This is a genomic window from Streptomyces sp. NPDC091280 (genome assembly GCF_044768565.1).
In the GTDB taxonomy this organism is placed as follows: Bacteria; Actinomycetota; Actinomycetes; order Streptomycetales; family Streptomycetaceae; genus Streptomyces.
This window is the reverse complement of the sequence record NZ_JBIVUZ010000001.1, coordinates 988,796-1,000,032: the sequence shown is the minus strand read 5'-3', so window position 1 is coordinate 1,000,032 and position 11,237 is coordinate 988,796. Positions and strand designations below refer to the sequence as shown.

Below are 11,237 nucleotides of genomic sequence, written 5' to 3'. Positions count from 1 at the left end.
GGTTCCGTCGCGTCCCTACCGCGTCCGGGTGACCGTCACCCGGTAGTTGCCCGCCGCGTCCGCCCCCGCGACCGTCACCCGAACCCCCCGGCGAGGATCGTTGAACGATTCCCCCGCGCCGAACGGCGCGTCCGACAGCTCGGCGTGCACATTGGGGCTCCGGGTGCACCCCCCGCTGTCCCGATGCGCGTCGTACACCTTCACCGGCCCCATCCCGGTGTCGACGTCCGCCTCCACCTTGTAGATGAGGATCCCGGGGCGGCACACCGCCTCGTCGTTGCCCTCGCGGGTGCGCAGTTCCAGGGCGTAGCCCGTGCGCCGGGAGAGCGGGACGAAGACCAGGCGAGTGCCGTCGAGGCCCGGTCGTTCCAGCGGGGTCAGGGTGTACTCCGCAGTGCCCTTGTTCATCGCGCAGTCGACCTGGGAGGGGTCGAGCCAGCCGAGCTTCCACTTGTGCCAGCCCAGGAGGTCGTTGTCGGCGCCCCAGTCCTCGCTCATGATGTCCCAGTGTCCGACCGCGCCCCCGCCCTCCTGGGTGTAGAGGTCCGGCAGGCCGAAGACATGGCCGTTCTCGTGCGGCAGGACGCGGTAGCCGGTGCGGGCGTAGGAGCCGGAGCCGTCGTCCTGGCGGGAGTAGACGAAGGACGCGTTGGAGACCGGGACGCCGTCCGCGACCGGGGCCTCCGTGTTGCCGGCGAACGTCACCGACAGGACCGTGTCCAGGGCGGAGGGGCCCGCGTTCGGGGTGACCAGGACGTTCAGGAGGTCGTAGGCGCGGAAGTCCACGGTCGGGTCGGCCGCGGCCACGATGTCCTGGACGAGCTGCCGGTACCCGGGGTCGAAGGGCGCGCCGCGCTCTATGCCGTAGGACCTGAAGGGCTTGGGCATGCGCAGCCAGTGGTCGACCGGGGTCTCGGGGCGGTAGTCGAGGCGGCCGTAGGAACTGGTGCGGAACCACTCCTGGGTCTGCGGGAAGAACTCGTGGTAACGGTCCATGGCGGTGCCCTGGCCGGGGGCGTCGGAGAAGTCGACCATCAGGGTCAGGGCGTGGACCGTGCCGGTGGAGCGGGAGTAGCCGCCCGGGGTGGGGATGCCCTCGGACATCTGGGTGTCGAGGGGGCCGTTGATCATGCAGGCGCCGAGTGCGGAGGTGCGGGCGAGCGCGACCGGGCCCGCCGCCGTCGTGGCGCCCGGGGTGAGGTGTCCGGTGCCGGCCGAGGTGCTGACCGCGAGGGTCAGGACGGTCACGGACGCTAGGGCGGCCACGCGGCGCGGGCGTATCCGACGGCTGGGCTGCATACAGGGAGACCCTTCGCGCCACGGCAGCCGCCGGTCTCCGGCTGCACCCTTTCGATCACCCTGTGTCGTGCGGTGCGCGGGCGCGCGCTGGAGGAGACCGACCGTGTGGTGCGGCGGGAAAACGGACCCAAACGGGATGTGACCCAGGTCACAGGAAAAGTCCCAGTGAGTGGGAAATAACCGGGGACCGTTTCCCCGTTTGGTCATGTGTCCGAGCGAAACGGGGAGTGCTTCCCCGGATCGCCACCGCAGTCCGGGACCTCCGGTCCAGGACCCTCAGAACCTCAGGAGCACGCCGTGACGACCGCGACCCCCGTAGAGCGAAAGGTGCCCCGGCCGCGCGCCGACGCTTTGCGCAACCGGGAGCGGATCGTCACCGCCGCCCGCGAGATGTTCGTCGAGTTCGGCGCCGAGGTGCCGCTCGACGAGATCGCCCGCCGGGCCGGCGTCGGCAACGCCACGCTGTACCGCAACTTCCCCGACCGTGACGCCCTCGTTCGCGAGGTGGTCGTCTCGGTCATGGACAGTACGTCCGAGGCCGCCGAAGGGGCGCTCAAGGAGACCGGCGACGCCTTCGCCGCGCTGGAGCGCTTCGTGCACGTGGCCGCCGACGAGCGGATCGGCGCGCTCTGCCCGATGATCTCCAGCACGTTCGACCAGTTCCACCCGGATCTGGAAGCCGCGCGGGAGCGGGTCGAGCAGCTGATCGACGAGGTCATGGACCGGGCGCGGCGCTCCGGACAGCTCCGCACCGACGTGGGCGTCGGCGACGTGATGGTCGCCGTGGCCCAGCTCAGCAGGCCCCCGGCCGGCACCGGCTGCCTCAGCGCCGACCGCTTCGTACACCGACACCTGCAACTGTTCCTGGACGGACTGCGGGCCCCGGCCCGCTCGGTCCTGCCCGGCACCGCCGCGACGATGGAGGATCTCCGGCAGCCCTGACCGATCAGTCCGGGGCGCCACGCCCGTCTCAACAGCAAGCCGTCCGGCTCTCGCCGCCGTGGCGACCACGGAGTGTCGCGCGCCGACGAGCCGTCCCCGATCACGTCCTTCTTCCGAATTTTTCCGTCACGAAGTCCCGAAGTGGGTACCACCATGTCTGAAACAGCTCGAAGCGCCCCCGGCGCTCTCGACAAGGGCGACAAGGCGGCCGAGGCCGCCGCCGCCGAGCACGAGGCCCATTCCAACCGCTGGAAGGCGCTCGCGTTCATCGCGCTCGCCCAGCTGATGGTCGTGCTGGACGCGACCATCGTGAACATCGCCCTCCCGTCCGCCCAGACCGACCTGGGCATCTCCGACGGCAACCGGCAGTGGGTCGTCACGGCCTACGCGCTGGCCTTCGGCGGACTCCTCCTCTTCGGCGGCCGGATAGCCGACCTGTGGGGCCGCAAGCGCGCCTTCGTCGTCGGCCTGACCGGCTTCGCCGCCGCGTCCGCGCTCGGCGGTGTGGCCACCACCGGCGCCATGATGTTCGGCGCCCGCGCCCTCCAGGGCGCCTTCGGCGCGCTGCTCGCGCCCGCCGCGCTCTCCCTGCTCGCCGTGATGTTCACGGACGCCAAGGAGCGCGCCAAGGCGTTCGGCATCTACGGCGCGATCGCCGGTGGCGGCGGCGCCGTCGGCTTCATCCTCGGCGGTGTGCTCACCGAGTACCTCGACTGGCGCTGGACGTTCTTCGTGAACATCCCGTTCGCGATCGTCGCCGCGCTCGGCGCGTACTTCGTCATCCGGGAGCCGGAGGGCGGACGCAACCGCAACCCGCTCGACATCCCCGGCGTCCTGCTCTCCACCCTCGGCCTGGTCTCGCTCGTCTACGGCTTCACCCGCGCCGAGTCCGACGGCTGGGGCGACTCCTCGACCATCGCGCTGTTCATCGCGTCGGCCGTCCTGCTGGTCTCGTTCGTCGTCGTCGAGTCCAGGGTCAAGGCGCCGCTGCTGCCGCTGCGCGTGGTCACCGACCGCAACCGCGGCGGTATCTACCTCTCGCTCGGCATCGCCATCATCGCGATGTTCGGCACGTTCCTCTTCCTCACCTACTACCTCCAGGTCGTCAAGGGCTTCTCGCCGATCAAGACCGGCTTCGCCTTCATGCCGATGATCGTCGGCATGATGGTCGGCTCGACCCAGATCGGCACCCGCCTGATGACCCGCCTGCCGGCCCGCCTGCTGATGGGCCCCGGCTTCCTGGTCGCCGCGGTCGGCATGCTGCTGATGACCCAGCTGGAGATCGGCTCGTCGTACGCCTCGATCATCCTGCCCGCGATGCTGCTGCTCGGCCTCGGCATGGGTACGGCGTTCATGCCGGCCATGTCCCTGGCCACCCTGGGCGTCGAGCCCCGGGACGCGGGGGTCGCCTCCGCGATGGTCAACACCTCGCAGCAGGTGGGCGGCGCCATCGGTACGGCCCTGCTGAACACGATCGCCGCGTCCGCGACGACCGCGTACATCAAGGACCACATCGCCGCCGCGGGCACCTCCAAGACCCAGCAGCAGCTGATCCAGCTCCAGGGCCAGGTGCACGGCTACACCAACGCCATCTGGTTCGCCGTCGGCATGCTGGTGACGGCCGCGGTCATCGTCGGGGTCCTCGTCAACGCGGGCAAGCAGGGTTCCGACCCGGTGGCCTCCGGCGACGGTGACGGGGTCGAGGACGAGTTCAGGGTCCCGGTCGTCGCCCACTGACGGCACCCGACCCGGTCGTACCCCCTTCGCACCATCCGTACGTACGGGGAAGGGGACGCCCCGTACGTACGACTCCCAGGAACTGCCCTGGCCTCCGCGTGAGTCGAGCGGCTCAGCGGAGCCAGGGCAGATCCGCGCCCGCTCCGGTCGGCTGAAGTCCCTCGGCGACGATCTCCATGATCTCGCCGAGGGACTTCTGCTGTTCCGGGCTCAGCCGCTCGAACAGCGCCTGCCGTACGGCGCTCACATGACCCGGCGCGGTCCGGCGGAGCACCGCGTGGCCCTCCTCGGTCAGCACCGCGAACTGGCCGCGCTTGTCGGAGGGGCAGTCCTCGCGGCGCACCCACCCGTTCTTCTCCAGCCGCGCGACCGCGTGCGAGAGCCGGGAGCGGGTGATCTTCGCGTACATGGCCAGCTCGGTCATCCGCAGCCGGCTCTCCGGGGCGTCGGCGAGCTTGACGAGGAGGCCGTAGTAGATGTGCGGCATGCCCGCGTCCCGCTGGAGCTGGCGGTCGAGATGGTCCTCCAGGAGGGTGCTGGCCTGCATGTAGAAGCGCCAGACGCGCTGCTCCTCGGGGGTGAGCCAGCGGGGTTCCGGGGATGCGGATGCCGTGTTCATGGGCTCCAGTCTACGAGAGGTCTCCTTGAATGTTAAACAAGTGAGGCGTAAGCTCGTACCAGGACACGTTGAGACTTCAAGCATCGAGTACGACCCTGGGGAGTGACCGTCATGTCCACCGCCGCACCGGAGCGCATGCCCGCCCTCTATCTCAGCCACGGCGCGCCACCCCTCGCGGACGACCCGATCTGGCCCGGCGAACTCGCCGCCTGGTCCGCCGACCTCCCCCGCCCCAAGGCGATCCTCATGGTCTCCGCCCACTGGGAGGAGGCCCCCCTCGCCCTCGGCGCCACCGACCCCGTCCCCCTCGTCTACGACTTCTGGGGCTTCCCCGAGCACTACTACCAGGTCCGCTACGACGCTCCCGGCGCCCCCGAACTCGCCGAGTCCGTACGGAAGTTGCTGCGCGCCCCGGGCATCCCCGTGCAGGACGTCCCCGACCGCGGCCTCGACCACGGGGCGTACGTCCCGCTCGTCGAGATGTTCCCGGCCGCCGACATCCCCGTCCTCCAGGTGTCCATGCCGACCCTCGACCCGGCGAAGCTGATGGACATCGGGCGCAAGCTGGCCCCGCTGCGCGACGAGGGCGTCCTGATCGTCGGCTCCGGCTTCTTCACCCACAACCTCGCCGCCCTGCGCCACACCGGCGGCGGAGTGCCCACCTGGTCCTCCGAGTTCGACGACTGGGGCCGCCGGGCACTGGAGGCACGGGACTGGGACGGCCTGCTCGACTTCCTGCACAAGGCGCCGGCCGGGCGCTACGCCCACCCGCGCACCGAGCACTTCGCCCCGCTGTTCGTCACCATGGGCGCGGCCGAGGCCGCCGGCGAACTGGACGCGCAGCACTCGGTGATCGACGGGTTCTGGATGGGGATGGCGAAGCGGTCGGTGCAGTTCGGCTGACCGGCATGGTCCCCGCGCGGACTGCGGCCGCTCCTCGCGCGGTCTACAACTCCTTCTCGTACCAGGCGACATCCCAGTAGCGGCCGAACTTGCGGCCCACCTCCCGGTAGACCCCCACCGGCCGGAAACCGAAGCGTTCATGCAGCCGCGTGGACGCTTCGTTGGGCTGTGCGATGCCCGCGTACGCCCGGTGCACGTCCTCGGCCGCCAGGTCCGCGAACAGGGCCTTGTAGAGCAGCGTGCCGATCCCGCGGCCCCCGGCGTCCGGGGCGAGATAGACCGTGACCTCGACCGAGGTCGAGTAGGCGGGCTTCGCCCGGTAAGGGCTGGATGTGGCGTAGCCGAGGATTCGCTGTGAGTTTCCTTGGAAGATCCCGTCCGCGGCAACCTTCAGCCGGTATGGACCGTCTTCAGGGTGGGAGAGCAGCCAAGAGCGGCGCTCCTCCGGCGTGAAGGCGGCGGTGTCGAAGGTGATCGGGGTCTCGCGTACGTAGTGGTTGTAGATGTCGGTGAGGGCATCGAGGTCGTCCTCGACTCCCGGCCTGACCTGCACCTCTGTACGTTCCGACGGCATCATGCCTCCCTTGTGGCCGGACAGGGTACTGCAAGATCAGAAAAATAGGGGAGCGGGTCGGGAATTCTGTCCGGATTCCAGTCGTTGTTTCCATCAGATGCAGGGCACACGAGAAGAGTCGCGAGAACAGCGACATACGAAGAGCGCCAAGCATCCGACGAACACCTGCTGACCCACCATCGCAAGGGAGCACGCATGGCAACCCGTGCCGTCGCCCGTCGTACGTCCGCCACCGGCGAGACCTCCGACGCGGCACGCAGTGTTCGCGCCCATGGCGGCGAGATCGCCGACCGCGACCTGGTCGGCATGTACCTCGACGAAATCGCGCGCACACCGCTGCTCGACGCCGCCAAGGAAGTCGAGCTGTCACAGACCATCGAAGCGGGCGTGTTCGCGCGCCAGGTCCTCGACGGCGAGGAGGAGTCCCAGGCGGACGCCACCCGCGAAGAGCTGGAGGCCCTGGTCGCCGAGGGGGAGCGTGCCAAGGACGTCTTCATCCGGTCCAACCTCCGCCTGGTCGTGGCCGTGGCCCGCCGCTACCCCCGTAGCGGCCTGCCCCTGCTGGACCTGATCCAGGAGGGCAACGCGGGCCTGGTCCGCGCGGTCGAGAAGTTCGACTACCGCAAGGGCTTCAAGTTCTCGACGTACGCGACCTGGTGGATCCGCCAGGCCATCACCCGCTCGATCGCCGACCAGTCCCGCACCATCCGGCTCCCCGTCCACCTCGTGGAGGAGCTGGGCCGGATCCGCCGCGTGCAGCGCGAGTTCAACCGGAAGAACGGCCGGGACCCCGAGCACGAGGAGATCGCCGCCGAGCTGGACTCGACGCCCGAGCGCGTGACGAACGTCCTGGACTGGGCGCGCGACCCGGTCTCGCTGAACATGTCGGTGGACGACGACGGCGACACCCAGTTCGGTGACCTCCTGGAGGACACCTCCGCGGTCTCGCCCGAGCAGTCCGTGATGACCCTGCTGCGCAGCGAGGAACTGGACGACCTGATCGGCCGCCTCGACCAGCGCACGGCCTCCATCATCAAGATGCGGTACGGCATGGAGGACGGCCGGGAGCGCACGCTCACCGAGGTCGGCAAGGAGCACGGCCTCACCCGCGAGCGCATCCGCCAGATCGAGAAGCACGCCCTGCTGGAACTGAAGAAGCTGGCCAGCCAGACCGGCTTCGACGCGGCGGCGTAACGGCGCGACGGCCCAACCGCCGCGAGCGCGACGGGAGTCGAGCCGGAGGCGCGAGCCTCCGGCACCCGGCCCGGCGACACCGGGGCGCGGACGACCACGGCGCGCGCCCGGCCGCGTACGCCGGGTGGCGGGAGACCGCGCAAACATGGCCGTACGACGCCGCTTCAACCTGCGAGGTCGTGGGAACAAGACTTCAGGGCCCAGGAGTTCGGGCCCTGGGCGCCCTCCCGTGACCCCCGAGCCAAGTCCCGACGCACATCCCCCCCGGCGCCGGGACTCTCCCGAGCCGGGCTCCGGTGCCTGTCCCCCCAGGCACCGGAGCCCGGCTCTTCTTCTGCCGTCTCACGTCATCTCACGGCATGTCACGTCACGCCACGTCATCTCCTGCCGTCCCGTGTCCTCAATCGCGCGCGGCACGGCGGGCGAAGTGCGGGTGCGGCGCGGATGAGCTGCGGATACGCCGGGACGGCGGGGCACCCCGTACCTGAACTCCGGGGTGGCCCGCCGAATGGCAGATTGTGCCACAGCGGCATAGCCTGCCGGTGTGAGCAGCCCCACCCCGGCGCCGGATCGCCGCCCCGCCCCTCCCGCCGAACCGCTCTCGCTGACCGAGCGGCGCAAGGCCGAGACCCGGATGCAGATCGCCCGGGCGGCGGCCGGACTCTTCGCCCGGCACGGGCTGCGGGCCACCCGCGCCGAGGACATCGCCCAGCGCGCCGGTGTCGCACCGCGCACCTTCTACCGCTACTTCGCCACCAAGGAGGAGGCCGTCGCCCCGCTCTACGCGGCCGGCGCCCAACGCTGGGCGGACGCGGTACGCGCGGCCCCACCCGCACTGTCGGTGCCCCAGGCCCTGGAACACGGGGTGCGCCACACCCTGACCCCAGGGGCCGGTGTCTCCCTGAGCTCCTGGACCCTGGCGCGCACCCTGATCGGCATGGCGGAGTCCAGCCCCGGCCTGCGCAGGGTATGGGCGGAGGTCTGCCAGACATCGGAACGGACCCTGGGCGAGGTCCTGTTGGAACGTGTCACCTACGGCGTCCGCACGACCGCCGAGCCCGCGACGACGGTCGGCCTTGGGCCCGCCGATCCCCGGCCCGCCGACCCCCGGTACGCCGACCCGTCCCTCGCCGCGCCCGTCCCGGGCGTGACGTCCCCGGAGCTGCGCTTCGCCGCGGCCGTCGCGAGCGCCGCCGTACGGACGGCCGTAGAGGGGTGGGCGCACGGAACGGAGCACCCGGGTACGGGCGCCGGTCCGGCGGAGTCGGCGCTGCGGAATCTGCGGGCGCTGCGGGACTTTCCCTGGGGGGAGATCGGGGCGGCTCGGGGGGTGGGGTGAGGCACGCCGGAGGCCAAGGGGTGGGTGGCCTGCGGTCGGTTCACTCCCGCCGTGGCGGGCCGCCCGTTGCCGCCCTGGTCAGGCGTTCCCCCAACTCCCTTACGCAGCGCACCAGTTCCTCCGGTTCCTGGACCGTGAACTCGAACTCCAGCAGGGCCAGCCGGGCGGCCAGCCAGCGCACCTCGTCGCCGGTCGTGGCGCGCAGGCGGCAGCTGTGCCCGTCGAGCGGTTCGGGTGCGCCCAGCCAGGCCGGGATGCGGGCGGCGACGACGTCGGCGGGCGCGGCGAAGGTCACGGTGTACTCGTAGGCCTCCTGCCGCCGGTACATCGACTGCCGCAGATACTCCGCCGCACTCCCCGTCGGCAGCTCGCGCGGCGCGAACCGCGCCCCGGTGGCGAACGGCTCGCTCACCCGGTCGACCCGGAACGTCCGCCAGTCGGCGCGGTCGAGGTCGTAGGCCACGAGGTACCAGCGCCGGCCGGTCGAGACGAGCCGGTACGGCTCCGTCAGGCGGCGCGACTCGGTGCCGTCGCCCGCGCGGTAGGCGAACCGCAGCCGCTCGTGGCCGGCCACCGTCGAGGCCATCACGGTCAGCGTCTCGGGCGCGATGCTCGCCCCGTCGCCACTGGTCAGCGGGGTGGTGGCGGCCTGGAGGGTGGCGACCCGGTGCCGTAGCCGCGCGGGCAGGACCTGTTCGAGCTTGGCCAGGGCCCGTACGGAGGCCTCGTCCACGCCCTCGACCGCGTGGCCGGCGCCCGCGCGCAGCCCGACCGCGATGGCGACCGCCTCCTCGTCGTCGAGGACGAGTGGCGGCATCGCCTTGCCCGCGACGAGCCGGTAGCCGCCGTCGGCGCCCAGGGTCGCCTGCACCGGGTAGCCCAGCTCGCGCAGCCGGTCGATGTCCCGCCGGACCGTGCGCCGGGAGACCCCGAGCCGGTCGGCCAGCTCGCCGCCGGGCCACTCGCGGGGCGTCTGGAGGAGGGAGAGCAGCTGGAGCAGCCGGGCAGGAGTGTCCGTGGTCATGAGTTCTCGGTTCCCGTCATGGGTTCTCGGTCGTCGTCATGAGTTCGAGGATGCCGTAGAACTAGGACACGATCTGACCTAGTGGGGGCATAGCTTTCAGGACATGACCTCCACCGAAACCCTTGTGGAAAGCCCGGCCCCCGCCGCCTCCGCGGCGGCCGACCGGCGGCGCTGGTTCGCCCTCGCGATCGTGATGACGGCGGCCTTCATGGACCTCGTCGACGTCACGATCGTCAATGTCGCGATCCCCTCGATCCAGCGGGACGCGGGCGCCTCGTTCAGCCAGATCCAGTGGATAACGGCCGGTTACGCGCTCGCCTTCGCCGCCGGACTCATCACCGGCGGACGGCTCGGCGACATCTACGGCCGCAAGCGGCTGTTCCTGCTCGGGATCGGCGGCTTCACGCTCGCCTCCGCGCTGTGCGGTTTCGCCGCCGACCCGGAGATGCTGGTCGCCTCGCGCGTCCTCCAGGGCGGGATGGCCGCGATGATGGTGCCGCAGGTGCTGTCGATCGTGCACGCCACCTTCCCGGCGCACGAACGCGGCAAGGTCTTCGGGCTGTTCGGCGCGATCGTCGGCCTCGGCGCGGTCTCCGGACCGCTGCTCGGCGCCCTGCTCACCGAGTGGAACCTCTTCGGCCTCGAATGGCGCCCGATCTTCCTGATCAACCTGCCCGTCGGCATCGCCGGCCTGATCCTCGGCAGCCGCTTCATCACCGAGTCGAAGGCCCCGCGCGCCCTGAAGCTGGACCTCGTCGGCGTCGCCCTGGTCACCCTCGGACTGCTGATGCTGCTCTACCCGCTCACCCGGGGCGACGAACTGGGCTGGCCCGCCTGGGGGTTCGTGTCGATGTCCGGTTCGATCGGCGTCTTCTGCGCACTCGTGGCCCACGAGAAGCGGAAGACCGAGCGGGACGGTTCGCCGCTGGTCGAACTCTCCCTGTTCAAGGTGAAGAGCTTCGCGGCCGGCATCGCCGTGCAGACCGTCTTCGGCGTCGGGCTCGGCATCTTCTTCCTGGTCTGGACGCTGTACATGCAGATCGGCCTGGGCTGGAGCCCGCTGCGGGCGGGGCTGACCGGCGTACCGTTCTCGATCGCCTGCTCGGCGGCGGCCGGCATGTCCGTGCAGAAACTGGTGCCGCGTCTCGGCGGACGCAATGTGCTCCAGGCCGGTGCGCTGGTGATGGTGGTGGGCGTGCTGCTCTACCTCTGGGAGGCCGACCGGTACCAACTGGCCATCGCCTCCTGGCAGATGGCGCTCCCGCTGGCCGTGATGGGCGCCGGCATGGGCCTGATCTTCGCCCCGCTGACCGACACGATCCTCTCCGAGGTGCCGCGCGAGTACGCGGGTTCGGCGTCCGGGCTCATCAACACCGTGCAGCAGATGGGCAACGCGCTGGGGCTCGGGCTGGTCTCGGTGGTCTTCTTCGGCTCGATCGGCGACCGGCTGACCCTGGCCGAGGTGGGCCCGGCGTTCGTCAACGCCTTCCAGAACGCGCTGGGTTGGGTGGCCGCGGTGCTGGGCGTGATCTTCCTGCTGATGTTCGCGCTGCCGGGGCGGACGGCGTCGGAGCGGGGCGGGGAAGTGTGACGTAATCACCACTTC

General features: G+C 70.8%; 10 protein-coding genes. 6 read left to right on the top strand and 4 right to left on the bottom strand.

Going from position 1 to position 11,237, the window contains the following annotated elements; all coding sequences use genetic code 11:
- Positions 1-15: 15 nt before the first annotated feature.
- Positions 16-1,299, bottom strand: coding sequence for a M6 family metalloprotease domain-containing protein (locus ACIQPR_RS04600; RefSeq protein ID WP_403641801.1), 1,284 nt, complete (start codon positions 1,297-1,299; stop codon positions 16-18).
- A gap of 297 nt (positions 1,300-1,596) precedes the next feature.
- Here ACIQPR_RS04600 and ACIQPR_RS04595 point away from each other — a divergent pair, with 297 nt between their 5' ends.
- Together ACIQPR_RS04595 and ACIQPR_RS04590 are read left to right on the top strand one after the other, a co-directional pair.
- Complete coding sequence (locus ACIQPR_RS04595; protein WP_403641798.1) at positions 1,597-2,241, top strand: TetR/AcrR family transcriptional regulator; 645 nt, start codon at positions 1,597-1,599, stop codon at positions 2,239-2,241.
- 153 nt (positions 2,242-2,394) lie between these two features.
- The gene (locus ACIQPR_RS04590) at positions 2,395-3,978 is read left to right on the top strand and encodes an MFS transporter (protein ID WP_403641795.1); all 1,584 of its coding nucleotides are present in this window, start codon (positions 2,395-2,397) and stop codon (positions 3,976-3,978) included.
- A gap of 112 nt (positions 3,979-4,090) precedes the next feature.
- Here the strand turns inward: ACIQPR_RS04590 and ACIQPR_RS04585 are convergent, their stop codons facing one another.
- On the bottom strand, positions 4,091-4,597 hold the full coding sequence (locus ACIQPR_RS04585) for a MarR family winged helix-turn-helix transcriptional regulator (protein ID WP_403641792.1): 507 nt from the start codon (positions 4,595-4,597) through the stop codon (positions 4,091-4,093).
- Between the two features lie 111 nt (positions 4,598-4,708).
- Here ACIQPR_RS04585 and ACIQPR_RS04580 point away from each other — a divergent pair, with 111 nt between their 5' ends.
- Positions 4,709-5,500: a dioxygenase gene (locus ACIQPR_RS04580; protein ID WP_403641789.1), complete on the top strand. Its 792-nt coding sequence runs from the start codon at positions 4,709-4,711 to the stop codon at positions 5,498-5,500.
- A 43-nt stretch (positions 5,501-5,543) separates the two neighbouring features.
- On the opposite strand, the gene ACIQPR_RS04575 is transcribed toward ACIQPR_RS04580, so the two are convergent.
- Complete coding sequence (locus tag ACIQPR_RS04575) at positions 5,544-6,074, bottom strand: GNAT family N-acetyltransferase (protein ID WP_403641786.1); 531 nt, start codon at positions 6,072-6,074, stop codon at positions 5,544-5,546.
- Between the two features lie 195 nt (positions 6,075-6,269).
- Between ACIQPR_RS04575 and ACIQPR_RS04570 the strand changes: the two genes are divergently transcribed.
- Together ACIQPR_RS04570 and ACIQPR_RS04565 are read left to right on the top strand one after the other, a co-directional pair.
- On the top strand, positions 6,270-7,268 hold the full coding sequence (locus ACIQPR_RS04570; protein ID WP_403641783.1) for an RNA polymerase sigma factor RpoD/SigA: 999 nt from the start codon (positions 6,270-6,272) through the stop codon (positions 7,266-7,268).
- Positions 7,269-7,812: 544 nt separating this feature from the next.
- Positions 7,813-8,607 carry a TetR/AcrR family transcriptional regulator gene (locus tag ACIQPR_RS04565; RefSeq protein WP_403641780.1) on the top strand — a complete coding sequence of 265 codons (795 nt, stop codon included), beginning with the start codon at positions 7,813-7,815 and terminating at the stop codon, positions 8,605-8,607.
- 40 nt (positions 8,608-8,647) lie between these two features.
- Here the strand turns inward: ACIQPR_RS04565 and ACIQPR_RS04560 are convergent, their stop codons facing one another.
- Positions 8,648-9,631: a helix-turn-helix transcriptional regulator gene (locus ACIQPR_RS04560; RefSeq protein WP_403641777.1), complete on the bottom strand. Its 984-nt coding sequence runs from the start codon at positions 9,629-9,631 to the stop codon at positions 8,648-8,650.
- 103 nt (positions 9,632-9,734) lie between these two features.
- Between ACIQPR_RS04560 and ACIQPR_RS04555 the strand changes: the two genes are divergently transcribed.
- Positions 9,735-11,222: an MFS transporter gene (locus ACIQPR_RS04555; protein ID WP_403641774.1), complete on the top strand. Its 1,488-nt coding sequence runs from the start codon at positions 9,735-9,737 to the stop codon at positions 11,220-11,222.
- The last annotated feature ends 15 nt before the right edge of the window (positions 11,223-11,237 follow it).

What these genes read in the sequence shown, in the direction of transcription:
- ACIQPR_RS04560 (WP_403641777.1), bottom strand. Translation starts at nt 9,631, where the DNA reads ATGACCACGGACACTCCTGCCCGGCTGCTCCAGCTGCTCTCCCTCCTC.
- ACIQPR_RS04555 (WP_403641774.1), top strand. Translation starts at nt 9,735, where the DNA reads ATGACCTCCACCGAAACCCTTGTGGAAAGCCCGGCCCCCGCCGCCTCC.
- ACIQPR_RS04590 (WP_403641795.1), top strand. Translation starts at nt 2,395, where the DNA reads ATGTCTGAAACAGCTCGAAGCGCCCCCGGCGCTCTCGACAAGGGCGAC.
- ACIQPR_RS04575 (WP_403641786.1), bottom strand. Translation starts at nt 6,074, where the DNA reads ATGCCGTCGGAACGTACAGAGGTGCAGGTCAGGCCGGGAGTCGAGGAC.
- ACIQPR_RS04580 (WP_403641789.1), top strand. Translation starts at nt 4,709, where the DNA reads ATGTCCACCGCCGCACCGGAGCGCATGCCCGCCCTCTATCTCAGCCAC.
- ACIQPR_RS04570 (WP_403641783.1), top strand. Translation starts at nt 6,270, where the DNA reads ATGGCAACCCGTGCCGTCGCCCGTCGTACGTCCGCCACCGGCGAGACC.
- ACIQPR_RS04585 (WP_403641792.1), bottom strand. Translation starts at nt 4,597, where the DNA reads ATGAACACGGCATCCGCATCCCCGGAACCCCGCTGGCTCACCCCCGAG.
- ACIQPR_RS04600 (WP_403641801.1), bottom strand. Translation starts at nt 1,299, where the DNA reads ATGCAGCCCAGCCGTCGGATACGCCCGCGCCGCGTGGCCGCCCTAGCG.